Origin of the sequence: Sphingomonas sp. MA1305, assembly GCF_016107325.1 — a bacterium.
In the GTDB taxonomy this organism is placed as follows: Bacteria; Pseudomonadota; Alphaproteobacteria; order Sphingomonadales; family Sphingomonadaceae; genus Sphingomonas.
In genome coordinates this window covers 61,777-87,468 of the sequence record NZ_RCVT01000005.1, presented here as the reverse complement: position 1 = coordinate 87,468, position 25,692 = coordinate 61,777, and the positions used below count along the sequence as shown (strand labels likewise).

The window sequence follows — 25,692 nt, the reverse complement described above, 5'->3', positions numbered from 1 at the left end:
CCCATGGCAGCGTTGCTCCTCGCCGGGTGCGGTGGATCGGCGGCGCCGGACCCGGCAGCCTCCGCGACCCCGAGTGTGCTCGTCGGCCTGCAGCCGGTGCAGCGCGGCGAGGCGCCCGAGTGGCTCGCCGGCTACGGCAGCGCCGCGCCCGCGACCGGCGGATCGATGACGGTCAGCGTCCCGCAGCCCGGGCAGGTCGCGCGGCTCGCGGTTACGCCCGGATCGGTCGTCCGGTCCGGCCAGCTGCTCGCCGTGTTCGCCACCGATCCCTCGGCCGTGAGCGCCTACGATCAGGCCGTCACCGCGCTGACGGCCGCACGCCGGCAGCGCGCCACTACGGCGCAGCTCCTGACCCAGCAGCTCGCCACCCGCGACCAGCTGACGCAGGCGGGCAAGGCCGTTGCGGATGCGCAGACCGCGCTGGCCGCGCTCCGTCAGCAGGGCGCCGGGCAGAGGACGCGCCTGCTCACCGCGCCGTTCGCGGGCGTCGTCACGGCGATCACGGCCGCGCAGGGCGACCGCACCCAGCCGGGGGCCCCCCTTCTCACGCTCGCCCGGAGCGGAAGCATCGTCGCGACGATCGGGCTGGACCCGGCGCTGGCCGTCCGCGTGCGCCCCGGACAGGCCGCGCGGGTGTGGCGACTGGACGGCGGTACGCCGTTGGCGGGTCGGGTGACGCGAGTCGACGGCCTGCTCAACCCGCGGACCCGGATGGTGGACGTCGACCTGTCGGTGCCGGCAGGTGCGGTGCTGCCCAACGAGGCGCTCAAGGGCGAGATCGCGACGGGCGTCGCCGCCGGGTGGGCCGTGCCGCACGCCGCGGTCGTGACCGCCAACGGCCCGCCGCGCGTCTACCAAGTAGCTGGCGGCAAGGCGCGCGCCGTGGCGGTCACGGTGCGCCTTCCCGGCGAACGGGTCGACATCGTCGAAGGGGCGCTCGACTCCGGCCGCCCGCTGATCGTCGAGGGCGCCTACCAGGTCGAGGACGGCGCCGCCGTGCGCACCCGCTGATGCTGGAACGGCTGCTCGGACGCCAGTCGCGCGCCTTCGTGGTAATCGCGATCGCGCTCGCGCTGGCCGGCGCGTTCGCCGCGCGCTCGCTGCCGATCGGCCTCTTCCCGCAGGTGGCCTTCCCGCGCGTGGTCGTCGATTTGGACTCCGGCAGTCGTCCCGCGGACCAGACTGCGCTCCTGGTGACCCGACCCGTCGAGGAGGCGGTTCGCGCGATCCCCGGCGTGCAGGACGTGCGTTCGGAGACGACGCGCGGCTCAGCGCAGATCTCGATCGACTTCGGCTGGGGTCGGGACATGGTGGCCAGCACGCTGCTGGTCGACTCCGCGCTCGCCCGCGCTTCGGCCTCGCTCCCGCCCGGCACGAAATACGACGTGAGGCGCAGGGATCCGACCGTGTTCCCGATCATCTCCTATGCGCTCGTGTCGGACGGAGGTTCGCCCGTCGCGCTCCAGGATTTCGCGCGCTACCAGATCACCCCACTGCTGTCGTCCATCCCGGGACTGGCGCGGGTCGGCGTCCAGGGCGGCGAGACCGCCGAGGTCCAGGTGCTCGCCGACCCCAACCGGCTCGCCGCCTACGGACTGACACTTGCGGACCTGGCGACCGCGATCCGGAACGGCAACGTGCTGACGGCGGTCGGTCAGGTGCAGGACCGTGGCCGGCTCTCGCTCGTCATCGCCGACCAGAACGTGGTGGATGCGAAAGCGGTAGGTGCGATCGTCGTCAAGTCCGATCCCGCCGGGATCGTCCGCGTGGCCGACCTTGCGACCGTCCGGGACGGCGTCGTCCCGCAATGGCTGCGCATCGTCGAGGACGGCAGGCCGGCGGTGCTGTTCAACATCTACGAGCAGCCCGACGGGAACGCCGTCCAGATCGCCAGGGACGTCGCAAAGGCGCTCGCCGGCGTCAGGCTCCCTCCCGGCGTGAAGCTGGTGAACTGGTATGATCAGAGCGAACTCGTGACGCAGTCGGTCGCCAGCGTGAGGGACGCGGTCCTGATCGGGCTGGCGCTCGCGGCCGTGGTCCTGCTCGGCTTCCTCCGGAGCTGGCGCGTGACGCTCGTCGCCGTCATCGTCGTGCCCGCGACGCTCGCGACGACGGTGCTGGTCCTCAGCATGTTGAAGATGAGCTTCAACATCATGACGCTGGGCGGCATCGCCGCAGCGGTCGGGCTCCTGATCGACGACGTGATCGTCATGGTCGAGCACATCGCTCGGCGGGCGGGTGCCAAGGACGAGCGCGGGCAGGAGGCCGGTAACGCCGCCGTCCTGCCGGCGGCGCGCGAGTTCATGGCTCCGCTCACCGGCTCGAGCCTCGCGACGCTGATCGTCTTCCTGCCGCTGTCGTTCCTCACCGGCGTGACCGGAGCGTTCTCGAAGGCGCTGTCGATCACCATGGCCGCCGCGCTCGCCATCTCCTGGGCGATGACGGCCTTCGTCGTGCCGCTCCTCACGCGCCGACTGGTCGACTTCTCCAAGTGGCGGGACCCCGGCGCGGCCGGCGAAGGGCGGCTCGCCCGCGTCCACGACCGAGCCCTCGATGGGGCGATCCGCCGGCCGTGGCTGCTGGCCGCCATCCTCGTGCCGCTGCTTGCGATGGGGTGGATCAGCTACTCGAAGGTTCCCACGGGCTTCATGCCCAAGGTGGACGAGGGCGGGTTCATTATGGACTACTACACCCCGCCCGGCACGTCGCTCGACGAGACCAGCCGGCAGGTCGGCCAGATCGACGCCATGCTGCGCGCCGATCCCGAGGTCCTGACCTTTTCGCGCCGCTTGGGCACCGGGCTCGGCGGCGACCTCGGCCAGAGCTATCACGGCGACTACTTCGTCAGGCTGAAACCAAACCACTCCAAGAGCACCGACGCGGTCGCCAGCGCGGTGCGCGCGCGGATCGAGGCGGAGGTCCCGGGCGTCCAGGTCGAGGTCGCCCAGCTCATGGAAGACCTGATCGGCGACCTGACCGCGGTGCCGCAGCCGATCGAGATCAAGCTGTTCTCGTCGAACCCGGCGGCGCTGCGCGCCCAGGCGGAGAAGGTCGCCGGCATTATCGGCAAGCTCCCGGGCGTCGTCGAGGTGAAGAGCGGTGTCCAGCTCGCCGGCGATGCGCTCAACGTGAGGATCGACCCGATCCGCACCGGCGTCGAGGGCGTGACGCCGGCGGACGTCCAGACGGCCGTGGACAGCGCGCTCGCCGGCACCATCGCGACGTCCCTGCCGCAGCCGACCAAGGCGGTGGACGTGCGGGTCCGCCTGCCGGGTGCGATGAGCATGACGGAGGCGGGATTGGCGCAGCTGCCGATCCGAGCGCCCGACGGCCACGTCTTCCCGCTGGCTCGGGTCGCCACGATCGTCCCAGTCGCGGGTCAGCCTCAGATATCCCGCGAGAACCTGGAGCCCATGGTCGCCGTGACGGGACGCATCGAAGGCCGCGGGATCGGCGCCGCGGTCGCAGACGTGAAGGCGGCGATCGACCGCCCCGGCGTGCTCGCGCCGGGTGTGCGCTATGAGCTGGGCGGCCTCTACCAGCAGCAGCAGGTCGCGTTTGCCGGGCTGGTCAAGGTGTTCTTCGCGGCGCTGGTCGCCGAGTTCGCCCTGCTTCTCGTCCTCTACCGCCAGTTCTGGCGGCCCACGATCATCATCGCCTGCTCGCTCCTGTCGACCACGGCGGTCTTCACCGCCCTGTGGCTGACCGGCGTAGAGCTGAACATCACCGCGCTGATGGGAATGACCATGATCATCGGGATCGGCACGGAGATGGCGATCTTCTACATGTCGGAGCTGGAGGAGCTCGCCGCGCACATGCCCGCCCGCGACGCGGTGCGCGAGGCGAGCAGGAACCGGCTTCGGCCGATCACCATGACGACGCTTGCCGCGATCCTGACGCTCCTGCCGCTGGCGCTCGCCATCGGGCAGGGGTCGGGCATTCAGCAGCCGCTCGCCATCGCCATCATCGCCGGCCTGCTGCTGCAATATCCGCTCGTGCTCGTCGCCATGCCGGTGCTCGCCGGCCTCACGCTGCCGAAGCGGGACCGGCAGCCGATCGCCCCCGCGCAGAGGCTCGCATGAGAAGGGAGGTGACGATGATCGCCGGAGCCGCGCCCTGGCTGACCTGGGCGCTCCTGTCCGCGACCTTCGCGGCGCTGACCGCGGTCTGCGCGAAGGTCGGGGTTGACGGCGTTGACCCGGATCTCGCGACGCTGTTCCGCACGATCGTGATTGGTGTCGTGCTGACGGCGCTGCTGGCCGGGACCGGCAAGTTCGACCGCGTCGGCGCGATTGCCCTCCGGACATGGGTGTTCCTGGTCCTTTCCGGACTGGCGACCGGGGCGTCGTGGCTGTGCTACTTCCGCGCGCTGAAGGTCGGCGACGCCGCGCGGGTGGCGCCGGTTGATAAGCTGAGCGTGGTGCTCGTCGCCGTGCTGGGCGCGACCCTGCTCGGCGAGCACCTCTCGCTTCGGGGCTGGACTGGTGTGGCGCTGATTGGCGCGGGCGCGGTCTGCGTGGCGCTCGGGTGAGCGAGATGTCGTCGGAACCGGAGCACGTCCGTTCCGGCTGGGTTCGGCCGATCAACCGTCCCGCCGCTGGTCCCATACCATTTGTCCGGCGCGAAGCGCGCCTGATCGTCGCCCTCGTAGTGCTCGCGGCCGCTCTGCTGGCGGTGGTGCGGCTCGGGTCGGGAATCCGCGAGGACGGGACATCGACCTTCGACAGGTGGCTGATGTTGGCGCTGCGGCGGCCCGACGACCTTGCCCAGCCGATCGGCCCCGCTTGGCTCAAGGCCGCCAGCATTGATATAACCGCGCTGGGCGGGGTCACCGTGCTCACGTTGCTCACAGTGCTGGCCGTCGGCTACCTGCTGGTCTCGCGGAACTGGACGTTGGCGGCGCTTCTGACCATCGCTACCGCCAGCGGCAGGGCTCTCGGCAGCCTGCTCAAGTTCGGCTTCGCTAGAGCCCGCCCCGTCATCGTGCCGCATCTCGTTGACGTGCATTCGCTGAGCTATCCGAGCGGGCACGCCACCAACTCAGCCATCGTGTTTCTCACTCTGGGGGCGCTCCTCGCCCGTGCGCAGGATACTCGACGGGCCCGTGCCTACGTCCTGGGATCGGGCGTGTTCCTGACCGTCCTGATCGGCTGTTCGCGCGTCCTATTAGGCGTGCACTGGCCGACGGACGTGCTCGCCGGCTGGGCGGTCGGCGGCAGCTGGGCCTTACTCTGGTGGGCTATAACCCTGCGCGTTGAAGAAGGCCGGACTGCGGTGGGCGTGCAGGCACAACGTCTGGATTCATGGGACGGCGGAGGCGAGACGGCATGAGGACAGCATCGGTGGTCGGGGCGGCGCTGCTAGCGCCGCTGGCGGTCATGGGCGCGACCGCCGTTGATGGGCAGCGTGCACGCCCCGGTCTGCCGGAACTTTCGAAGGACGGCTGGGTCGATCTATCGCTCATCCAGCGCATAACTGCCGACCATCGCAGCTACGCGGTCAAGCGCCGCGAGTTAGTGGACGGCATTCGCAGCGAAGTGAGAAAAGTCGCGCCTGACGTGGACGACGCGCGTTTCGAGGGCGTGCTCCAGTTAATTGGCGCCATCCCGCGCGAAGAGTTCGTCAGCAAGGAGGCCCGGCAACTCGCCTACTTCCCAACGCCGCTCCAGATTGGCTACGGACAGACGATCTCTGACGCGTACATCCAGGCGATTATGACCGCAGAGCTTCGCCTTCCGCCGAACGCCGAAGTTCTCGATGTGGGCACCGGCTCTGGCTACCAGGCCGCCATCCTCTCGGGGCTGGCGCGCCGCGTCTCCTCGATCGAGATCGTCGCGCCGCTCGCCGAGCAGGCTGCGAAGCGGCTACACCGGCTCGGTTACCGCAACGTCGAGGTGCGCGCCGGCGATGGCTTCGCGGGTTGGCCGGAACACGCGCCTTTCGACGGGATCGTCGTCGCTGCAGGGGCGGCCGCGGTCCCGCAGCCGCTTCTAGACCAGCTGAAGCCGGGCGGGCGCCTAGTAATGCCAATCGGGCCTACTGGAGCGCAGGAGCAGTTGCTCGTCTATACCAAGGGTCCAAACGGATCGATTACGCGATGCTCACTCGGCTGGGCGATGTTCGTCGACCTGACCGGGACTGGTCAGCGCCCGGCGGACAGTCGCGGGCTCATGGACCGATCCATCCCGAAGTGCCATGCCGCCGACGTGACCTGAACCGGATACGCGCGAGTGTTCGCTTGCAGGCGCGGCGGAGAGATGGCTCGCGGATGGACGTGACGCCTGGTGCCGCGACTCAGCATCAGGGCGAGGATACGGGCCGCTCCCGCAGAATCGCCCCGCCACCCGGTAATAGCTCGATCTGACGACCTCGGGACTGCCGTGTCGCCACGGCCGGGCAAAACGCCTGCCGCGACCCGCTCAAGCTTCTCTCCACGAGCGGCTTTCCGAGTTGGGTGGGGACGGACGGACAGAAGGCTAGCCGGCCGAGGTCCCAAAGAACCGGCCCACGCCGAACGTGATCGCCATCGCCAGCACGCCCCAGACGACGACCCGGATCAAGGCGCGTAATGGCGGCGCGCCGCCGGCGCGCGCTCCTACCGCGCCAAGTACCGCCAGAGCCAGCAAGGCCGTCATGGCGACCACTGGAACGACGCTCTTCGCGGGTGCGATCAAGACGCTGAGCACGGGCCAGAGGCCACCTGCGGCGAACGACACAGCCGATGCGAGCGCGGCCTGCACGGGGCGAGCTGAAGACACTTCGGTTATGCTCAACTCGTCCCGAGCGTGGGCAGCGAGTGCATCACTCGCCATCAACTGCCTAGCCACCTCGTCCGCAAGCTCGACCGTGAGGCCGCGTCCGACGTAGATGGCGGCCAGTTCGCGCTGTTCTGCTTCGGGGTTCTCCAACAGCTCTCGTCGCTCCCGAGTCAGGTCGGCCGTTTCAGTGTCGGACTGGGAGCTAACGGAGACATATTCGCCAGCAGCCATCGACATCGCGCCTGCTACCAGCGCCGCAATCCCGCTGATCAGGACTTGACGCCCCCCTGGCGTGGCAGCCGCAACTCCAACAATCACACTAGATGTCGATAGTAGGCCGTCATTAGCGCCGAGAACGGCAGCTCGAAGCCAGCCGATGCGGGTCATGTAGTGGGCTTCTGAAGCCGGAAATGAGTTTAGTCGCATGATGATACCTCGACCTTTGCGACGTTGTGATCCGCACGATGCAGACAGGTGCAGCGCGAGAGGTTCATGTCCTGTTCGCACGGGTGTACATGGCGATGCGGCTTCAAGGCAGCATTCGCCGCAGCGTCCCATCGCGGAGGACCAAGGCATGGTAGAGCGCCCCCAGCACATGCAACGCGATCAGAACCAGCAATGCCGTGGCCAGCGTCTTGTGAACGTCACCTAGGCTGTGGCCTAGTGGCGAGCCCGCTGGAACGATCGACGGGAGCGAAACCAGGCCGAATAGGCCGACCGACCACCCGCGGGAGGAGGCGTTTGCCCAGCCGAGCAGGGGGAGGATCAACAGCAGCGCGTAAAGGCCGTAATGCGTTATTCGCGCGGTCACACGTAGGAAAGAGGGCAAGTCCCTCGGGGCAGGAGGCGGGCGGTGGGTTAAGCGCCAGCCCAGGCGCGTTAACACCAATGCTAAGATGAGCGCACCGACGGAAAGATGCCAGTCGATGAGGCCCACAGGTCTGACCCCTCGATGGATCTCGGGCATCGTCCAGGCAATGGCGAACTGCAATCCCAGCAGGGCTACCGTTATCCAGTGAAAGCCCCGCGCTACCGGGTCGTAGCCTGTGGTGCTTGTTGTGACGAACCGATCCAGTGTTACTTCCTCTCATCCTTCGCTGCGGCGTCTCGAACGGTATGGCGGGCACCTCCGCACAAAATGCCCGCGGGGGCTCATCCCGTAGCGTACGAACCAACGCGGCAGCCTTGGGAAGCGCGCCCGTCCCGGCGTCACCCGGCGTTAGGGGCGGCGGTACCAAGGCTTCTCCTCCCTGAAGTTGTTGGACCGGCCGTCGAAGATATCCTCGGCGGTTCTCATTACGGCTGACCTAAATTGCTTGTATTCGAGCTAAAGGTGTGGTGCGGGCCAGCACAGGGGGGACTGGCCGGCACCACGCGTTGGCGCGAGTCCGGGGGGTCGGCCAACGCAACTTGGTAAGCAGAATAGACTCTTTTTTTCTCCTGCGGTGGGTTACTGGAACTCTGCCAGGCAGAACTGGGCAAACAGGCGTTTTCGAGACCACCGACTTGCGAGATCAGGCTCCGTTCAACCGAGTGGTGTTTTGGCTTGCCAAGATGCTCATCGCTGGCCCGTATCATTGCTTGTCGCATAAAGCTCTCGACGCCAATAGTTGTTGTCTAAATTCGAGTTCAGACTGCGATTGAAGCGCAGGCGAAAGCTATGGCTCCACCTCAATTCGTTCTGTGGGCCGGTCCGAGCGCGAAGCGTTGTGGTAGGTCGATCAGGTCGACCACAGCATGGACCTTCGTGCCGAGCCCGTCGCGCGAGCGACGGAGGGCTTCGCAGTCGACCCAAACTTCGACCCACTCCGCGCGTCTTGGCTGTGGGTGCAGTTCAGGTTCGCATCAATCGAGTGTCGCTCCAGTTCCTCGTCGGCAGTTACCAGCACGACTCACCCTCAGCATTGGGCCACGCCACTGCCCGACGAGGAAACGGCTCCAGCGGGCCACGGCAATGTCCCAAGCGCCCTCGCCATGGCGCGCTGCGTAATTCACCGCACTTCTCGCGAGCAGCAACCAGCCCGCCATGTGCGTGATCGCCGAAGAGAGCGGCGCGGCGAGCGCGTGCCCCTCCACCAAGGCCGACGTGCGCAGGAATGCGACGATTACGCCGAAGCCGAGCAGGATTGCGACCCCACCGATGCCACGTCGCGGCGGGGGCGCGAAGGCGAGCGCGAACCAGGGCAATAGCAGGCAGAACACCCCGCTGGCCAGCCGCGCGGCGGCGGTGGAAACAGCCCGTCGTGGATCGATTGTCGATCCGGCCTGCCGCCGGATGGCGGCGAGCAACTCGCGCGAGTGTAGCCGATCCATGCGGTCATCTGCCGAGTGGAGCCCGGCGCTGATGCGACCCGGACCCGAGCGGAAGACGAAGCGGGCAAAACGCACAACCTGAGCACTACCGTCGCTGCGGCGATGCACTATTTGTCCATCGAGCATGTCCACCACTACGTCGCCCTTCGGGTCGATGCCCGCAGTCGCAGTGCGCGCGGCGAAGACGTCATTTCCGCGCCTGATGAATACGTCGTGCATGGCGCGGTCGCCATGAAGCGGGGCGAGGTCAGCGACGAGGGTGGTGTCGGCGTCGAGCGGCACGATCTCACCTGCTTTCAGCGCCACGCCGTATCTACCGGATGCAATCTCGCTGAAGACGCCGTCGAGCGCCCGTTCGCCGCGTGGCTCGATCTCGAACCTGACCGCCAGCTGAGCGCCCGCCGAAAGCGCCGCCACCAGCATAGGAGCCAGCATGATGCGCGCCGGTCGCATGCCGAGTGCTCCAAACATTTGCCACTCGCCGCGCAGGGCCAGGCCGCGGATAGCCAGCGCAGACGCGAGGAATGCCGCCACGGGAAGCGCGATGGCCAAGTACTCCGGCAGCAAACAGGCCATCAAACGGCCCAGAAGGGCAAATGGCGCATCAGTTCCCTCGACCACCGTCGCCAGCCTGCGGACGTTCTCGATGGACAGGATCGCGACGAGGACGACTAGGATGCCAAGGTGCCAGGCCGCGACGCGCCTCAACAGATAGGTGTCGAGGATGCGCACGTGTTCGCGGAGTCAGGCCGCGAGCAGGGCGGGCCGGCTGAAACCGCCATAAAGGGCGAACAAGTCGCCAAAGTGCTCGTCCATCGTCCGTACCGACACCGGCATCGACGCCGCTCGCGTCCTTGCGATGCACGCGAAGTCGGCCAGCGCGTCCCGTAACGCGCCCACATCCGCCGCGCGGTAGAGCCGTCCGCCGTTTTGTGCGGCGTGGTCGGCGGCGCCGCCGCGGTCCGGCGCGATGATCGGCAGCCCGCTCGCCGCGGCCTCTGCCGCCACCATGCAAAACGTCTCCGCCTCGCAGGCATGCACGAGCGCGTCTGCGCTTGCCATGATCGCCGCAAGCTGCCGCCGGTCGCGCACGGCTTCGCCAATGACGACGTGCGGTGACCCGGCTGCGCGGGCCATAAGTCCGCGGTGGGAGCGTCCCTCGCCGAGAAGGATGAGACCGATCGGCGAGGTTACGCCCGCCGCAGTTGCCGCCTCGATGACCATGCCCCACCGCTTCTCGGCAGAGTAGCGGCCGACGCCCAGCAGCAGAGTCGCGTCAGCGGGCAATTCGCAACGCGCCAGAAGTTCGGCCCGCAGGCTGAGATCGCGATGTGCGGGAGAGAACACGCCTGGCTCGACACCCATCGGAATGGTTGCGACCCGCGTCAGGCCGCCGGCAGCTAGGCGACCGGCTAGGTCGCGGCTCGCGCAGACCACGGTGTCCATCGCTCGGTCCAGCTCGCGCAGGTGGCGCCAGAACCAGTCGAAGCCACGATCGATCGACGCGGTGCTCGCGATCCGGCCAAACCAGCGGTAGGCGTATGCGGACAGAGGGTCGGCGTGCATGACAAGCGCACGGCCAGCGGTTCCCCGCCACCTAGCAACCATTGCCGCGCTCGCCCAAGGCGAAGATGCCTCAACGAAGTCAGGCCGCCACTCGTCAAGCGCTCGGTGTAGCGCCTCCTCGTCGCCGAAATACCGATAGCGGCGGTCGAGCGGCAGTTTCGGCGAAGCCAGTGTCGCGAGAATGCCGCCGCCCGGCAGCTCGCGCCAGCCGTTCGTCGCTCCAGGCGCAAGCACCACCAGCTCGTGACCTGCCGCCGCGGCCGCGGCGAGCTTGCGATGAACATATGTCCGCACACCGCCGCCGTACGGCGTGTAGAAGGCGCAGACGTCGACAATCCTGATGTGACTTCTCCTGCGCTTGACCAATGCCGGGCCCCGACACGAGTGGGACGGCGCGCTCCTCGATTTCCTCAGTTGCCAAGGCATTCGACTTGTCCGGCAGGCGCGCGGCGGGCAGAGTAACCGCACGTCATGAAGCTAACTGAAGCCCAAACGTCCGGCTCGGGACTGTCACAGCTGCTCGGCGAACTCCGTCCCGAGTTGCTCCGCTTTCTGACCGCTCGCCTCGGGGATGTCGGGGAAGCGGAGGACCTGCTTCAGGAGCTCTGGATCCGGGTTAGCCGCGGCGTTGCTGCCGGCCCTGTCTCGAACGGGCGGGCCTACCTTTACCGGGCCGCCCAGAATCTCGCGCTCGACCGCGTGCGCGAACGCCGTAGGCGGGCGGCGCGCGACGGGGAATGGGCGGACGGTCAAAGGGCGGCGCTGCCGGGACCGGAGCCCGCGGACGCGCGCGCAAACGCCGAGGCGGTCCTGCTGGCGCGCGAAGAGGCAGGGGCGCTCGCCGCCGCGATCGCGGCGCTACCCGAGGCTGCGGGTCGGGCGTTTAGAATGCACAAGCTAGAGGGTATGCCACATGCCGAGGTGGCACGAGCGCTCGGCATAACCCGCAGCGGCGTGGAAAAGCACATGGCGGTCGCCATGGCCCACCTGCGCCGGACGTTAGTGGACTGAGGGATGAGCGGTCGGCGGCGTCTGATGCAGACGGAACAAGAGGAACGGCGTGTAGACGCCCATGGGGCTGGGGCGGCATGAGCGACCATATCACGGAGCAGGCGGCCCGATGGCACGCCATTCAGGACGGGGACGCGATGGACTGGGACGCGTTCACGTCCTGGCTTGAAGCGGACCCGCGTCACCGCGTCGCCTTTGACGACATCGCCCTGATCGACGAGCGGATCAGCCGGCATCGCGACGCATTGCGCTCAAGCAGTTCGTCAGTACGCTCGCTTGCGACCGACCGCATCGTGGCGGCGCGCGAACGGCCGGCTCGCTGGCGCTGGCCGGCCGCCGCCGCAGTCGCTGCGGCGCTCGCGGTAGGGGTTTTCACGCTGCAGCAGCCAAGCCGCGATCGATCGCCCGTGGAATACAGGGCGACGGTCTCCACGCGGTCGATCGACCTCGGTGGCGGCGCGCGCGTCGCCCTGGCGCCAGGCAGCGTGCTCGTTGCCGACAACACCGAAGGGCATCGGCTGAAGCTTTCGGGCCGCGCGTTGTTCGACGTCGATCACAATCCCGCCCGCGAACTGGTTGTTCGCGCCGAAGGTTATGAGATCAGGGACGTGGGCACGCGTTTCGACGTCGTGACGGGCACCGGTCAGATGCGGGTCGCCGTGGCGGAGGGACGGGTGGCGATCAAGTCGCGTTTGGGAAGCGAGGAGGTCGAGCTCGGTGCTGGGCACGCGCTCACCGGCTATGCTGACGGTACGATGACGACGGCGACGATTGGCGCGAAGCAGGTCGGCGGCTGGCGGCAGCCTGGGCCGCTCTTGTACGACCGGGTGCCGCTCGGCCTAGTGGCGGCCGACGTGGCACGCGCCTCCGGTCGTCCAGTCGAAGTCGACGCCGCGGTGCGGTCGAGGCCGTTCTCGGGCGTTTTGACCCCCGCGCGCGGGGATACGATGGCTGAGGCACTTGCGGCTTCGGCGGGGCTCCAGGCGCGGAGGGACGGTGAGACTATCCGTTTGGGCGACGGCGCTCCTCGCTAGCACCTGCATCACTGGGGAGGCGCAGGCCGCGGACCGGCGGTTCAGGGTCGACATACCGGCCGGCGACCTCGCCGACGCGCTCGCGACGCTGGCCGGCCAGACCGGGATTTCCGTCGGTACGGGTGAGGCATTGCGCGGGCGGACCAGTGTCGCCGTGCGCGGCCGCATGGAGGCGGGCGAGGCGCTTAACCGCATGACCGCGCGATCGGGCTTGCGCGCCGAGCGCGTCGGGCCCTCTACCTGGCGCCTGGTCCCGGACGCGAAACCATCGGTATCCACGAGATCACCCAAACCCGCGCCGCCCCCGCCGGACATTGTGGTGACCGGGCGCAAGCTCGCCGAGCAGCTATCGCGTGTGCCGGCGCCGGTCGCCGTTTACGAGCCGGACGGGGCAGGACGACCGCAGGGCGCTCGGGCGGATGCCCACGACGTCGCCCGTGCGGTGGAGGGGCTCAGCCTCACTAACCTTGGACCTGGCCGGGATCGGCCGTTTATCCGCGGTATTGCTGACAGCCCGTTCAACGGGTTCAGCCAATCGACCGTCAGCTTGATCATCGACAATGCCCGCGTGACCTACGATGCGCCCGAGCCGGGACTGCGCCTGGCTGACGTCGCGCGGGTGGAGATCCTCAAGGGGCCGCAGGGACCGCTTTACGGGACGGGCGCTCTCGGCGGCGTGTTGCGTGTGGTGACGAACCGCCCGGTGCTGGGGGCAGCCGACGCCTCAGCAGACATAGGTTTCGGCATCGTCCACGCCGGCGGTCCGGGGGCGGACGCGACGGTGATGGCGAACTTGCCCCTTATCGGCAACTCCGCCGCTATCAGGCTCGTGGCCTATTCTGCGACGCAAGGCGGCTGGGTAGATGACGCGGGCGGCCGCCGCGACGTGAACGCCTCGCTGACCTCCGGCGGCAGGGCCGCCGTCCGCGTTGCGCCCGCTGCCGGATGGACCGTCGACTTCGGTGGCGCGATCCAGCGCATCCTGCAACGCGACAGCCAGTATGTTGACCGGGACGCAGAGGACCTCGCGCGCTCGGCGCGGGTGCCGGAACCGTCGAGGGGATTGTTCCGGCTAGCCCACGTGACCGTCGAAGGCCCTGTTGGTGAACTCCGTCTAACCGCAGCTTCCAGTCACGCCTGGCAGGATCGCACGGACGTTTTTGACGCCTCCGCATCTGCCGCGGCGCTGGGTCGCCCCGACGTAAGCACTTACCGCGATCGGCGTGCGCACCGGGTCTTCGACCAAGAGGTGAGGATTGCCTCGGCGCCGAATCGCCGCGTCCCCTGGTTAGTCGGCGCTTCCTATCTCTCGGCAACGACGCGGGCGACTGGCGACCTACGGGGCGTGGACGCCGCTGACGCCCCCTTCTTCTTTCTTCACCGGGCTGTCAGCGAAACGGCCATCTTTGCGGATGCGTCAACGTCTCTCGTGGGCCGGTTGCGGCTCGGGGCCGGCGGAAGGCTGTTCCGCGCGACCACCGACGACGAGCGGCTGGAACAGGGCGGGGCACCTGCTGCGAAGGCCAAGGCAAAGGTGGGATTTACGCCCAGCGCGTCGCTCACCTTTGCCATCGCGCCAGACAGGCTCGTCTATCTGCGTTTTGGCTCCGCCTTTCGCCCGGGGGGGCTTGATCCGGCCAATCTTCGGAGCGGGCGCTATGACGCGGACGAAGTCCGGAGCCTCGACATCGGCACACGTCTGGTTCTGGCGGACGGTCTACTCTCCTTTTCGGGCGGCGCATTCCGGACGACCTGGAGCAATGTGCAGTCCGACTATCTGCAGGAGGACGGCCTCGTCGCGACCCGGAACGCCGGCGACGCGCTCATTGTCGGGGCGGAACTCTCGGCCGAGTGGCGGCCCGGCGGATGGCGCCTGCGCGCCGGAGCTGTGGCCCAGCGATCCCGCCTCGAGCGTGGCGTGGACGGAGCCGACCTGCCCAGGGATCCCCGTCTGCCGGTTGTGCCGGACCTTACAGCCCGGTTGGAGGCGTCAAGAACCATAGAGATCGCCGGCTCCCGCTTGGACCTGAACGTGGCAGCGAACTATGTCGGCCGCTCGCGCCTCAGTTTCGATACGGGTCTGGATCGCTCGATGGGCGGCTACGCCGCCGTGAGGGCCGGTGCTTCGACTTCGGTCGGCGGATTGGAGTTACGCCTCCACGTCGACAATCTGCTGGACGCCCGTGCGGATACGTTCGCCTTTGGCAACCCGTTCAGGGTCCGCAGTGAGCGCGAGTATACGCCGTTGCGACCGCGTTCCATCAGGCTCGGGCTGGCGCACCGCTTCTGACGCGGGGGGTTCTATCCGGCGCCATGCCGGCGGGCACCCCAGGGTGCAGTCGTGCTTCGCCATAGAGCTAGCGACACAATTTCGCTCGGGGTGTGCACCTTACGCCGAGCCATCGACGATGGTAGCCGCGGCGCAGATCAGGGCGACTGCCATCGCGGCGTTGAAGAAGACCAGCAGCCAAAACAGCACTGGTTGTGCGCCGCGGTCGGCGTTGATCCCGGCCCAGGCGGCCACCGATATCCGGCCGGTTCGCAGTCCCGCCGCAAGGGCCGCGGCGAATGGACCTGCGGCGATTACGCCCGCTGCGGCGATCAGCGGTGCCGGCACAGGCGCCCGGCCGGCAGTATCCGCTTCGGCCCTGACGGGATAATGGCTCTCACTGTCCTTCGCCGTTTCGCCACTCCGGGAATGACGCCGCCAACTGGCGCAACCGCAGCTCGTCGCGATCGTGTCGGGCGCTTTGAGTTGCCGCCGCCGGCCGGTGCCACCGCTGCACGCTTTGAACGCCTCCCGACTGAGTCGTCTGGACTAGGCGCTGGAGCGGCCAGTTCTTGCGGGTGCATCCGACGCATTGTGCGGTCGGCGAAGACGGACTGCGGTTCCGCGCGCGGTCGGCGTCGTGCAGAGGATGCCGCTTCAGACGATCGACAACCCTGAAATCAGCTCGCCTGCCGGAACGCCGCCCAAGCGTCTGCTGCTCTCCATCCACGACGTGTGCCCAAGGCACGAGGGCGACGTGGATCGGCTTCGTGAGGCGCTTCTTCAGGTCGGCGGCGATCGCATGGCGATGCTCGTCGTGCCGAATTTCTGGAACCGCTCCCCGATTGTCCGTGGCTCGGCCTTTGCCTCGCGCCTTCGCGCCTGGGCGGAGCAGGGAGTCGAGATGTTCCTCCACGGCCACTCGCACCGCGACGATGTGGAACATGCCTCCAGGCTGGACAGGCTGAAGGCCCGGCACCTGACGGCGGGGGAGGGGGAGTTTCTCGGGCTCAGCCACGTCGAGGCGACGATCCGGATCGAGATGGGTCGACGACTTCTTGAGGACGTTACGGGCGTCGCCATTACAGGCTTCGTGGCGCCCGCCTGGCTCTACGGGAAGGGCGCGAAGGCGGCGTTGGCCGATGCCGAGATCGCGATGGCGGAGGACCACTGGCGGGTGTGGGATCCGGCTCGCGACGCTACCTTGGCGTTCTCGCCCGTGGTCACCTGGGCGACCCGGACGCCGGGCCGCATGGCATCGTCGCTCGCCGTCGCGGAAGTCGCCCGCCGAATGCCCTTTTTTCGAGTTATGCGGATAGGGGTCCACCCGGGCGATTGCGGCGAACCGCAGGTGATGGACAGCATCTCAGAAACGGTGGCGACGATGCGCCGCTCGCGCCAAGTGAGCCGTTACGCCGATCTCCAGGCAGACGCCGCATGCGCGTCCTGACGTTCCTTCACAGCTTCGAGCCGGGCGGGGTCGAACGCGTGGCGCTGCGCCTCGTGCGCCGATGGCGCGAGCTTGGTACCGACGCGCCGCTCTTTCTCGGGCGCGCCGAGGGGGCACTTCGGGACGAGTTCGCGGCGGGGTTGACGTTCCACGTGCCCCATCAGCCCCGCTGGGGCACCGCCTGGTGCGAGACGGCATGGATGATCTTTAAACTGCCCGGACATGTGCGGCGGACCAGACCCGACGTGGTGTTCTGCGCTGGGAGCACCTACACGGTCGTCGCTGTGGCCCTGAAGCTCGCGCTCGGCAAGCGCTGCCCACCCGTCCTCGCCAAGATAAGCAACGACCTCGGCCGCTCCGACCTGCCTCGAGGTCCTCGCGCCGCTTGGTCCGCCTGGCTGCGGCTGCAGACCCGGTTCATCGACCGATGGGTGGTAATGGAGCCGGCCATCCTGCCATCCCTCGAGAAGCATCTGGGCGACGTGGATTGCGTCGTTGTGCCGGACCCGGCCATTGACGCGGCGCAGCTTCGGTCGCGCGGCGGCACGTCCTTCGGAATGAGCGGCAAGATCCGTTACATCGCCGTTGGCAGGCTCGTCCCCCAGAAGGACCACGCCACCATGCTCCGGGCCTTTGCCGCTGGTGCCGGTCAGGATGATACGCTGACGCTGTTCGGCGACGGCCCGCTCCGCCAGCCCCTCGAGCGGCTCTCAATCACCCTGGGGATCAGCAATCGGGTGACCTTCGCAGGCCACGTGCCGGACGCGGCCGGCCGAATGCTCTGCCACGACGTACTTCTGATCTCGTCCCGTTACGAAGGGGTGCCTGCAATGCTCGTCGAGGCACTCGCGGCCGGGTTGCGGGTCGTCTCGACGGATTGCGGCCCCGGCGTGCGTGCGCTGCTCCACGGCGGGCTTGGCACGATCGTACCTGCCGGGGATGCCACGCTGCTGGGCGCGGCGCTTCGTGCCGAGCCGAGCCGACCGTTCGACCGCACCGCTGCGCGGGAACGCGCGCGAGGTTTCACGCTGGAAGGCGCGGCGGAACAATATCTGGCCGCAATGCGAGGGATGATGAGCCGAGAGAAAGTAAGGAAGTCGAGCCAAGTCAAGGCTGCGCGGTTCGAGGAGGTGACGCGGTGAGCGGCTCCGCAGTGACCGCGATTCCCGTCCAACCCGGAACGGAGAGCAGGGGCGGAATTGTCTCTTGGGGACGCCCTCCGGCCGACCTCCACTGGTGGGCAGGCGCGCTTCTGTCAGTCGGCTGTACCGTTGCGGTTTGCTTGGCGCTTGGGCGTGACAGCCTCGCTCTCGCCGCTCGGTCAGCTCCGGTTGATCCGGCTTTCTGGCTGGCCTTCGTTGCCTGCTACTTGATCTCACCGATCTGCGAATTCACCATCTTCCGCCGCCTCTGGAAGCTGCCGCCGCTAGGTTTAGCCGCGCTCGTGCGCAAACAAGTCACCAACGAACTGGTATTCGGCTACTCGGGCGAAGCTCAGTTCTACCTTTGGGCGCGGCGACACGCAAAGCTCTCGACCTCGCCATTCGGGGCGGTGAAGGATGTGGCCATGCTGTCGGCGATCGCGGGCAATCTCGCCACGCTCGTTCTGATGGCAGTGAACTGGCCGATCGTGGCTCCCTTCGTGGTGGGACCGCTCGGACGCACTTTCGCCATTTCGGCAGGGCTGATCGCCTCCGCGTCCATGACCATGTTTCTGCTCAGGCGCCGGCTGTTCTCGCTTCCCGCTAAAGACTTGTGGACCATCACCGCGGTCCATGCCGCGCGTATAGCTGGCTCGCTTTTGCTGCTGGGGATGCTTTGGCACCTGCTGCTTCCCGAACTGCGGCTGGACGGACTTCTCGTGCTCGCGACGCTGCGCCTGATGCTCTCGCGGCTGCCGTTCCTCCCCGCCAAGGAAGTTGTTTTCGCCGGCTTGGTTGCGGCGCTGCTGGGGCGCGGCGCCGCCGTCGTGCCGGCCATCGCACTGATCGGCAGTCTCGTCATCGCCACCCACGTCGTCGTGGCGATTTGCTCGGCTGCCGCCGCACTCGCCAAGAAGGTCGCCGAAGCGTGATGCTGCCGCTTACCCTTATCGCCTTGCAGGCCGGCTCGAACCTCGACCTCGGCAAGGCCGCCGGCGCGTGCAGGCCCAGCGAACCCGGCCCTGCCTTGATGGTCGAAGCGGTCGGATTGCGGGACAGGACGGGGCTCCTCAAGCTCGAAGTCTATCCAGCCACCGACGAGGACTTCCTGGCGGACGACAGCCATCTAGTCGCGGAGGGCAAGACGTTTCGGCGCGTCGAGGCGGTCATCCCAAGGTCCGGGCCTGTGCGATTGTGTGTGCGGCTGCCGCACGCGGGCCGCTACGCGGTGAGCCTCCTGCACGATCGAAACAGCGATCACCGGTTCAACGTCTCAGGCGACGGGATCGGGTTCGCCGGCAATCCGCGATTAGGCTGGTCCAAACCGAAAGCTCGCTCCGTGTCGGTCGATGCGGGCGGCGGTATCACCCCGATCCGCGTCTTGATCAATTACCGCCACGGGCTGGCGATGCGACCGGACGCGCGATGACGCGGACGCCAAGCTCAGGGCATCGCCACCGGGCCGCCGTTCGATTTGACTAGAGGGACGTGTCATGATCATCGCGGCGGCGCTCGCCATCACCGCGCCTTCCGATACCGGCGGCGCTCAAACGAATACTTTACCGCGATCAGCGGTTCCGGTGTCGAGCCAGTCCACAGGAGCAACGCCTGCGGACGGGAGCACATCCGTGGGGATGACGCGCTCTGAGGAAATACAGGCCGACCGACCGGTCGCTGCGGGCGGAACGGCTGATTTGCCAACAACGGCTAACCGGCCGGCAGGCTCCTCAATCCCGGCCGATCCCGCGGTCCAGGCCAGCCCCGGCGGCCCGGGAGCCAAGACCGGCGTCACCGCCAACTCCTCTGCTGCGCCTGCAGATATCGTGGTGACCGCCCGTCCACCCGGAGACCCGTTGCACAAGGTCAATGAACAGGCATTCGCGGCGACCGAGGCCGTTGACGACGCGATTACCGGGCCGGCCGCGCTTGCCTACAAGCGAACCGTGCCCGATCCGGTCCGCAGCGGACTGCGCAACTTCTTCAACAACCTGCACGAGCCCACGGTGGCGCTGAATTATGCGCTCCAACTGAAGCCCGGCAAAGCCGCGGAGACGATCGGACGCTTCGCGCTCAATACGACGCTAGGGATTGGCGGGCTGTTCGACGTCGCAAAGCGCCGCCCTTTCAAACTCCCGCGGCGCCCCAACGGCTTCGGGGACACGCTCGGTTATTACGGCGTCAGACCGGGACCATATTTCTTCCTTCCGTTGATTGGGCCGACCACCATGCGCGACTTTGTCGGGGGGGTCGTGGACCGAGTGGGGACCGTGTCCTACTTGCGTGGTCCGTTCAGCGGCCGCGCTTATCTCGCCTCTACGGGAGTAGTCCGGATCCTCGACCGGCGCGCTGAGTCCGACGACCGAGCTCGCACGGTTCGCGCGAGTTCAGACCCGTACGAGACCCGGCGGGCTATCTACATGCACAAGCGCCAGGCGGAGATCGACCGCATCCGAGGACATCGCGCCAGCGCGCCGATTGTCACGCCCGTGCAGGCTGCACCCGAGCCGTCGTCGAGCAGCCCGCTGCAGGAACCCTCCGCTGCCCCGTCTTCGCAGTTGGGACCGGCGGGCGTGCTCGCGCCCGAGACGACAAGCCCGGCGGTCCCGCCACCGATGCCGGACGCGCGTTGATCCTCTCGTTGGGCCACGGCGCTATTCTGACGGTCGGGAGAGACGTAGATCGGGCCAAACGAGCGCCAGAAGCCTTTACCGCGCTCGGACTGCTGGCGATCGTCGCTCTAGCAGCCAGAATTCAGACGTTCGGCAACCCGGTGCTCGGCTTTGACGAGCAGTTCTATCTGCTCGTCGGCGACCGGATGCTGCAGGGAGCTACCCCTTACGTCGACATCTTCGACCGGAAGCCGATCGGCCTGTTCGTGATCTACGCAGGCGCCCGGCTGCTGGGCGGCGACGGCTTCGTGCAATACAAACTGATGGCCGCGTGTTTCGCGACCGGCACGGCCTGGGTTATATTCCTGCTGGCGCGTCGGCACACGACCCGGTTCGGCGCGACCGCGGCGGCCGCGACATACCTTCTCTGGCTCGACTTCATGGAAGGGGAGGGTGGGCAGGCGTCGGTGCTCTACGCCTTCCCAATGGCTCTGGCGGCCAAAGCCGTTGCGCACGCCGCCGCCGGGCGCGGACGCACGCGGCGGTTCGGGGCCGCAGCAATGGCTGCCGTCGGGCTGGCGACGCAGGTCAAATACAGCGTGCTCATCGAAGGCATCTATTTTGGTTGTGCGCTTCTCTGGCTCGGCAGGCGGGACGGGGAGCCATGGGATCGCCTGATCGCGTCCGCTGCTATGTGGATCACGTGCGCCGCGCTGCCCACGGCGCTCGCGCTTGCCTGGTATGCGGGGCATGGTCACGCGCACGAATTCCTGTTCTGCAACTTCGCGTCCGTGCTGGGGCAACAGCGACGGCCGATCGCCACCGAACTCGCGGGGCTGGCGATCATCGCCGGCATCGTCGCGCCATTGCTCGCTGGTGTCGTGGCGTCGCGGCCCTGGCGCGACAAGGACGCGGTTACGGGCGTGATCGCGGGGTGGCTGATCGCCAGTATCGCGTCGCTCCTCGCCTACGGGCGCTTCGACAGCCCGCACTACGGCATCCCGCCGCTCGTTCCCTGCACAATCCTGCTCGCGCCTTCGCTCGACGGTGCGCGTCGTCGCAGGACGGCGATCATCGCATCGCTTGGAGTGGTCTGGGCGGTCGGCCAGACCGTGCTCGCGGTGAGCGAGCGGGAGAAGGGCGGTCGCGAGGCTGCGCTGGCAGTTGCAGCCGCCGCGCGCCCGGCAAAGGGCTGCATCTACATCTACGACGGTTATCCCGCGCTCTACATGCAAACCCATTCTTGTCTGCCGACGCGTTGGGCATTTCCAGGCCACCTCGCGACGGTGGACGAGGCCAGCTCAGCCGCGCTCGGAGTCGACCCAGTTGCGGAGGTCGCGCGCATCCTTGCTGCCCATCCCGACGCCATCGTCGATGATTTTCCGCGGTTTGCTTTCGGCAACCCGGCCACGCGGCGAATACTGGAGGGTGCGCTCGCGGAACACTACCACCTCGCTGCCTGCATACCGACAGGGCATAGCCGGATTCGGCTCGTCTACAGACGTGGGCCGGGTAACTCCCGTGCGCCCTCCGCCTGTCCACACACACTGGTGTCGTAGCGGCCAGTTAAGGCGAGACGCTCCAACAGTGCCTAGATCGCGGGCGCGGAGGGAGGGGGGACGCAACTCGCTTGGGTTGAAATAAGGCGGCGCGTAGGAGGTCGCGGAAGGAAGAAAGCTTGACACATTTCTCTGCAGCCGCCGGCCACCTGCACTTCGTCGATCTAGGCCTGAGGCCGGTCGCATTCAGCTTAGGGCCGCTCCCGATCCGCTGGTACTCGCTCGCCTACATCACCGGCATCGTCCTTGGCTGGGGCTACCTCCTTCGGCTGCTGCGTCGTCCGGCCGCGCCCATGTCGCGCGCGCAGGCGGACGACCTGGTGTTCTACGCAACGTTGGGCGTCATCATCGGTGGGCGGCTCGGCTACGTCTTGTTCTACGGTCCCTGGATGCTGCTGCAACCGTGGAGCATCCTGAAGCTATGGGATGGAGGGATGTCGTTCCACGGGGGCGCGGTCGGCGTTTCCTTGGCGATCGTCCTCTTCGCGCGCCGCCACGGGCTCGACTGGCTCAGGGTCCACGACTACGTCGCCTGCACGGTGCCGATCGGGTTGTTCTTCGGCCGGCTTGCGAATTTCGTGAATGGCGAGTTGTGGGGCAAGCCCTCCGGTCTTCCGTGGGCCATGGTGTTTCCGGGCAGTCACGACGGCCTCGCCCGCCATCCCAGCCAGCTCTACGAGGCCGGCCTGGAAGGATTGGCCCTGTTCACGACGCTCGCCATCCTGTTCTGGTTCACCGACGCGCGCCGGAAGCCGGGGCTGCTCGTCGGCGCCTTCCTCATCGGCTACGGGCTGGCGCGGTTCACGGTCGAGTTCTTCCGCGAGCCGGACGCGCAGCTCGTCGCGTTCGCCGCGCGCACCGGGCTTCACATGGGCCAATGGCTCACGCTGCCGATGTTCGTTGGCGGCGTCTACCTGATCGCCTCCGCGTCACGGCGCAAGCTGCGTCGCGAGCCCTATTCTCCCGCTGCCCGGCAATGATCGACCGGCGCATCGCGTCCGCGCAAATCCTCTCTCGTCGTCGCGCGCGCCTGGTGGCCCGCGATGTCCGAGGATGGCTGCGGTCAAGTGAAGCCTTCTTCATCGTCTTGGCGATCGTCGTCGGCGGGATAGCCGGCCTGTTGAGCATCATTCAGGGTGCGCTGGCGCGCACGCTACAACATCTGCTGTTCGCCCTGCCGCCGGAGACGCGGTTGAGCGGCGTCGCGGAACTTGGGCTGGCGAGCCTCATTGTCCTGCCGGTGGGCGGCCTCGTCCTCGCCACGTTCGGTTATGCAACCCAGGCGCGTAAGCGCCGACTGGTCGATGCCGTCGAGGCAAACGCGCTGCATGGCGGACGCATGTCGCTGCCGGACAGCCTCGTCATTTCCGGTCAGACGATCATCTCGAACGGATTCGGCGCCTCGGTCGGTCTCGAAGCCGCGTACGCGCAGATGGGTGGGGCGGTGGCATCTGTGCTGGGGACGCGGCTCAAGCTGCGCCGCGCCGATCAACGGACGCTGGTTGGCGCGGGCACCGGAGCCGCTATCGCGGCGGCGTTCGGAGCGCCCTTGGCTGGCGCCTTCTACGCCTTCGAGATCGTCATCGGGGCCTATACCCCGTCGGCAATTGCTGCTGTGGCCGCCGCCGCGCTGGCGGGCGCGCTCGTCGCGCAGACCTTCGGCGTGCAACCCTATCTGATCGAGGCTGCCTCCAATCTGGCGGTCGAGAGCCACCATTATCTCGTCTATGCCGCACTCGGCGCGATCTGCGGCCTCCTTGGCATCGCCCTGATGCGGACGGTAGCGCTGGTCGAACGTGGTTCACGACGGACCGGCGTGCCCGATTGGTGTCGCCCGGCCATCGGCGGCGGGCTGCTGATTCCGGTCGCCATGGTGTCGCCTCAGGTCCTCTCGGCAGGTCATGGCGCGCTTCATGCCGACCTTGCCGTAGGCGCCTCGCTCGGTTTCATCCTGCTCGTGCTGTTCGCGAAGAGCGCGGCGTCGATCGTCTCGCTGGGGTTTGGATTTCGCGGCGGCCTCTTTTTCGCCTCGCTTTTCCTGGGCACGCTCATCGGCCACCTGTTCGCCGCCGGCCTCTCGATGATGGTCGGCCACCCCGTCGTCGACCCTCGCAATGCCGCGCTAGTCGGCATGGCCGCCTTCGCGGTCGCGGTAGTCGGCGGCCCGATGACCATGGCCATGCTGGTCCTGCAGGCCACACACGACTTCCCGCTCACGGGCGCGGTCATCGCCGCATCGCTCGTCTCCTCCACGCTCGTGCGCGAGCTGTTCGGCTATTCGTTCTCGACTTGGCGGCTGCACCTACGGGGAGAAACGATCAAGAGTGCGCGGGATGTCGGCTGGGTTAGGACGCTGACAGCTGCGGGCATGATGCGCAAGGACGCAAGGGCGACGCCCGCATCCATGAGCATCGCAGAATTCCGGCGCGCATTTCCCCTGGGCTCCACCAGCCGCGCGGTGCTGGTCGATGCCGACGGCACCTATGCCGGGATCGCCGTCGTCCCGAGCGCTTATGCTGATGGGTTGGACCCGGCCGCCCCGGTCGCCACGCTCGCGTCGAACCGCGAGGCGGCGCTCGGCCCCGACATGGACATTGGCGCGGTCATGGCCAGCTTCGACGAAGCGCGCACCGACGAACTGGCGGTGCTGGATAATGACCGGCATGTACTGGGGATCGTTTCGGAAAGCTATGTGCGACGCCGTTACGCCGAAGAGTTGGAGAAGGCGCAACGCGAACTGTTCGGGGAACGCTAAACCGTCCGGCTGCTGATCGGGGACCTCGCGGCCGGCCTCGAGAGGCGTCGAACGTCGGCGTGTAGTCCTGAAACGTGCCCCGCCCCGTCAAGTGGAAGGGCAGGGGGTCAGGCTGGAGGCGATGTCCGCGACAACAGCCTGCGAACCGCTGCCGAGCTGCGACGAACCACCCAGAGCGGCGAGCCAATCGGTCCCAAGGCGCGCGTCCAGCGACACGGGCGCAAACGGATCCAGGCCGGACCCTGGATAGAAGGTCATTTCGCCGAAACGCGGATGACCGCCAGTCGCGTAAAGGTCGACCCTCACGAAAGGGAATTCACGGCCAAGCGCTTCCGCAGCAACAATCATCGCGGCGAGCGCCCGCGGCGGAGCCGGATCGGGATCGGACGTCCTTGCTGAGACGCGCCGCCAATCGCGATCGAGCAGGATCCAGCGATGGTCGTGCTCCCGACCAAGGTGGACCTGTATGTAGGCCACGTGGCCTGCGAACACGAAGAATTTGTAGTCGATGGGGAGGACGCCATTCTTCCCGATGAAAGGCTCGACGAGCAGGCCGGGGGTGAGACCGGAATAGGCCCATTCATCGAGCCACCGGCCGTAGGTTCCTCGCATCCACCGCCGCGCCCCGCGACGGATCGCCGCCCAATCTTCGTCGCCGGTGCGGACGAATGCGTGTTGACGGCAGCCGTGGCGCGACTTGACGACAAATGGCCTGGGCCATGGGGGTAGCGCGGGCAGCGCCGAGCCGGTCCACAATGTGGGTGTCACCCACTTTTGACCGAGCTGCTGAGCCACCCAAGCTTTGACGATCACCTTGTCGACCAATGCACCGAGCCGTGGATCACGGTCGTGCAGCTTGCGGTGCTGCACCAGCTCGGTGAACAAGCTGGGTGCATCCAGCCGCGGCAGCCGGCGGTGCCGCCAGAGATAGGCCAGTGAAATCCGGCCACGACGAAGAAGCACCCTACGACCGGAAGGCCACGGATGCTCCGCAGCTGCCCATGACGGCATTCGCGATCGCGTCCCGCGCTTGGCGCCTGTACCACCCGACCTGGGTTGGTTTCACCCGCGCTGTGACGCGAGGAGTGGTCCCTAACCTAAGGTACGGGTACGCGGCGCCGGCGGCGCCGCGTTCGCCGGCGATGCCCCTCAGATCCAGCCGCGCGCCTCGGGCAACGGCCATCGAACGCCCTGCGCGGACGTCGGCTGGCCCACAGGACGGCCAC

22 protein-coding genes are annotated in these 25,692 nt (G+C 67.6%); 16 read left to right on the top strand and 6 right to left on the bottom strand.

What is annotated here, in order from left to right:
- Positions 1-3: 3 nt before the first annotated feature.
- Genes D9601_RS16985 through D9601_RS16965 form a run of 5 tightly spaced genes read left to right on the top strand, consistent with a single transcriptional unit; the run spans position 4 to position 6,215 of the window.
- Entirely contained in the window at positions 4-1,011 is a 1,008-nt protein-coding gene (locus D9601_RS16985; protein WP_198355277.1) for an efflux RND transporter periplasmic adaptor subunit, read from the top strand.
- On the top strand, positions 1,011-4,082 hold the full coding sequence (locus D9601_RS16980; RefSeq protein ID WP_198355276.1) for an efflux RND transporter permease subunit: 3,072 nt from the start codon (positions 1,011-1,013) through the stop codon (positions 4,080-4,082). Before D9601_RS16985 ends, D9601_RS16980 begins: the two co-directional genes overlap by 1 nt.
- Before the next feature lie 14 nt (positions 4,083-4,096).
- Positions 4,097-4,531, top strand: a complete 435-nt coding sequence (locus tag D9601_RS16975) for an EamA family transporter (RefSeq protein WP_198355275.1) — start codon at positions 4,097-4,099, stop codon at positions 4,529-4,531.
- Positions 4,532-4,536: 5 nt separating this feature from the next.
- The gene (locus D9601_RS16970; RefSeq protein WP_232474364.1) at positions 4,537-5,331 is read left to right on the top strand and encodes a phosphatase PAP2 family protein; all 795 of its coding nucleotides are present in this window, start codon (positions 4,537-4,539) and stop codon (positions 5,329-5,331) included.
- A complete protein-coding gene (locus D9601_RS16965; protein WP_232474344.1) occupies positions 5,328-6,215 on the top strand; it encodes a protein-L-isoaspartate(D-aspartate) O-methyltransferase in 888 nt (295 codons plus the stop codon). The genes D9601_RS16970 and D9601_RS16965 overlap by 4 nt, the downstream gene beginning before the upstream one ends.
- A gap of 261 nt (positions 6,216-6,476) precedes the next feature.
- Here D9601_RS16965 and D9601_RS16960 read toward each other — a convergent pair whose 3' ends face one another.
- From D9601_RS16960 to D9601_RS16945, 4 genes are all read right to left on the bottom strand, one after another.
- Complete coding sequence (locus tag D9601_RS16960; protein WP_232474343.1) at positions 6,477-7,145, bottom strand: VIT1/CCC1 transporter family protein; 669 nt, start codon at positions 7,143-7,145, stop codon at positions 6,477-6,479.
- 142 nt (positions 7,146-7,287) lie between these two features.
- On the bottom strand, positions 7,288-7,833 hold the full coding sequence (locus D9601_RS16955; RefSeq protein WP_198355397.1) for a cytochrome b: 546 nt from the start codon (positions 7,831-7,833) through the stop codon (positions 7,288-7,290).
- 770 nt (positions 7,834-8,603) lie between these two features.
- On the bottom strand, positions 8,604-9,803 hold the full coding sequence (locus D9601_RS16950; protein ID WP_198355272.1) for an LptF/LptG family permease: 1,200 nt from the start codon (positions 9,801-9,803) through the stop codon (positions 8,604-8,606).
- Between the two features lie 12 nt (positions 9,804-9,815).
- The gene (locus tag D9601_RS16945) at positions 9,816-10,979 is read right to left on the bottom strand and encodes a glycosyltransferase (RefSeq protein WP_198355396.1); all 1,164 of its coding nucleotides are present in this window, start codon (positions 10,977-10,979) and stop codon (positions 9,816-9,818) included.
- A 129-nt stretch (positions 10,980-11,108) separates the two neighbouring features.
- On the opposite strand from D9601_RS16945, the gene D9601_RS16940 reads away from it, so the two are divergent.
- The 3 genes from D9601_RS16940 (at position 11,109) to D9601_RS16930 (ending at position 14,972) form a co-directional block, all read left to right on the top strand.
- Complete coding sequence (locus D9601_RS16940; protein WP_198355271.1) at positions 11,109-11,648, top strand: RNA polymerase sigma factor; 540 nt, start codon at positions 11,109-11,111, stop codon at positions 11,646-11,648.
- A 77-nt stretch (positions 11,649-11,725) separates the two neighbouring features.
- On the top strand, positions 11,726-12,682 hold the full coding sequence (locus D9601_RS16935) for a FecR family protein (RefSeq protein ID WP_198355270.1): 957 nt from the start codon (positions 11,726-11,728) through the stop codon (positions 12,680-12,682).
- On the top strand, positions 12,645-14,972 hold the full coding sequence (locus tag D9601_RS16930) for a TonB-dependent receptor domain-containing protein (RefSeq protein ID WP_198355269.1): 2,328 nt from the start codon (positions 12,645-12,647) through the stop codon (positions 14,970-14,972). The genes D9601_RS16935 and D9601_RS16930 overlap by 38 nt, the downstream gene beginning before the upstream one ends.
- A 99-nt stretch (positions 14,973-15,071) precedes the next feature.
- Here D9601_RS16930 and D9601_RS16925 read toward each other — a convergent pair whose 3' ends face one another.
- Positions 15,072-15,299, bottom strand: coding sequence for a hypothetical protein (locus D9601_RS16925; RefSeq protein WP_198355268.1), 228 nt, complete (start codon positions 15,297-15,299; stop codon positions 15,072-15,074).
- A 301-nt stretch (positions 15,300-15,600) separates the two neighbouring features.
- Here D9601_RS16925 and D9601_RS16920 point away from each other — a divergent pair, with 301 nt between their 5' ends.
- The 8 genes from D9601_RS16920 to D9601_RS16885 all read left to right on the top strand — a co-directional run bounded on the left by D9601_RS16920 (position 15,601) and on the right by D9601_RS16885 (position 24,466).
- A complete protein-coding gene (locus D9601_RS16920; protein WP_198355267.1) occupies positions 15,601-16,401 on the top strand; it encodes a DUF2334 domain-containing protein in 801 nt (266 codons plus the stop codon).
- Positions 16,389-17,543, top strand: coding sequence for a glycosyltransferase (locus tag D9601_RS16915; protein ID WP_198355266.1), 1,155 nt, complete (start codon positions 16,389-16,391; stop codon positions 17,541-17,543). The genes D9601_RS16920 and D9601_RS16915 overlap by 13 nt, the downstream gene beginning before the upstream one ends.
- 227 nt (positions 17,544-17,770) lie before the next feature.
- Positions 17,771-18,475, top strand: coding sequence for a hypothetical protein (locus D9601_RS16910; RefSeq protein WP_198355265.1), 705 nt, complete (start codon positions 17,771-17,773; stop codon positions 18,473-18,475).
- Entirely contained in the window at positions 18,475-18,972 is a 498-nt protein-coding gene (locus D9601_RS16905) for a DUF2141 domain-containing protein (RefSeq protein WP_198355395.1), read from the top strand. The genes D9601_RS16910 and D9601_RS16905 overlap by 1 nt, the downstream gene beginning before the upstream one ends.
- A gap of 64 nt (positions 18,973-19,036) precedes the next feature.
- Positions 19,037-20,173, top strand: a complete 1,137-nt coding sequence (locus D9601_RS16900; RefSeq protein ID WP_198355264.1) for an MlaA family lipoprotein — start codon at positions 19,037-19,039, stop codon at positions 20,171-20,173.
- Positions 20,170-21,711, top strand: coding sequence for a hypothetical protein (locus tag D9601_RS16895; protein WP_198355263.1), 1,542 nt, complete (start codon positions 20,170-20,172; stop codon positions 21,709-21,711). Before D9601_RS16900 ends, D9601_RS16895 begins: the two co-directional genes overlap by 4 nt.
- Before the next feature lie 119 nt (positions 21,712-21,830).
- Positions 21,831-22,691: a prolipoprotein diacylglyceryl transferase gene (gene lgt / locus D9601_RS16890; protein ID WP_198355262.1), complete on the top strand. Its 861-nt coding sequence runs from the start codon at positions 21,831-21,833 to the stop codon at positions 22,689-22,691.
- Positions 22,688-24,466 (top strand): chloride channel protein, encoded by a 1,779-nt coding sequence (locus D9601_RS16885; protein ID WP_198355261.1) that lies wholly within the window; start codon positions 22,688-22,690, stop codon positions 24,464-24,466. Before lgt ends, D9601_RS16885 begins: the two co-directional genes overlap by 4 nt.
- Before the next feature lie 87 nt (positions 24,467-24,553).
- Here the strand turns inward: D9601_RS16885 and D9601_RS16880 are convergent, their stop codons facing one another.
- On the bottom strand, positions 24,554-25,351 hold the full coding sequence (locus D9601_RS16880; protein WP_232474340.1) for an ATP-grasp fold amidoligase family protein: 798 nt from the start codon (positions 25,349-25,351) through the stop codon (positions 24,554-24,556).
- Positions 25,352-25,692 lie beyond the last annotated feature (341 nt).

Coding starts and splice junctions, on each gene's coding strand:
- D9601_RS16915 (WP_198355266.1), top strand. CDS start 16,389: ATGCGCGTCCTGACGTTCCTTCACAGCTTCGAGCCGGGCGGGGTCGAA.
- D9601_RS16975 (WP_198355275.1), top strand. CDS start 4,097: ATGATCGCCGGAGCCGCGCCCTGGCTGACCTGGGCGCTCCTGTCCGCG.
- D9601_RS16885 (WP_198355261.1), top strand. CDS start 22,688: ATGATCGACCGGCGCATCGCGTCCGCGCAAATCCTCTCTCGTCGTCGC.
- D9601_RS16920 (WP_198355267.1), top strand. CDS start 15,601: ATGCCGCTTCAGACGATCGACAACCCTGAAATCAGCTCGCCTGCCGGA.
- D9601_RS16980 (WP_198355276.1), top strand. CDS start 1,011: ATGCTGGAACGGCTGCTCGGACGCCAGTCGCGCGCCTTCGTGGTAATC.
- D9601_RS16965 (WP_232474344.1), top strand. CDS start 5,328: ATGAGGACAGCATCGGTGGTCGGGGCGGCGCTGCTAGCGCCGCTGGCG.
- D9601_RS16985 (WP_198355277.1), top strand. CDS start 4: ATGGCAGCGTTGCTCCTCGCCGGGTGCGGTGGATCGGCGGCGCCGGAC.
- D9601_RS16970 (WP_232474364.1), top strand. CDS start 4,537: ATGTCGTCGGAACCGGAGCACGTCCGTTCCGGCTGGGTTCGGCCGATC.
- D9601_RS16940 (WP_198355271.1), top strand. CDS start 11,109: ATGAAGCTAACTGAAGCCCAAACGTCCGGCTCGGGACTGTCACAGCTG.
- D9601_RS16960 (WP_232474343.1), bottom strand. CDS start 7,145: ATGACCCGCATCGGCTGGCTTCGAGCTGCCGTTCTCGGCGCTAATGAC.
- D9601_RS16905 (WP_198355395.1), top strand. CDS start 18,475: ATGCTGCCGCTTACCCTTATCGCCTTGCAGGCCGGCTCGAACCTCGAC.
- D9601_RS16935 (WP_198355270.1), top strand. CDS start 11,726: ATGAGCGACCATATCACGGAGCAGGCGGCCCGATGGCACGCCATTCAG.
- D9601_RS16900 (WP_198355264.1), top strand. CDS start 19,037: ATGATCATCGCGGCGGCGCTCGCCATCACCGCGCCTTCCGATACCGGC.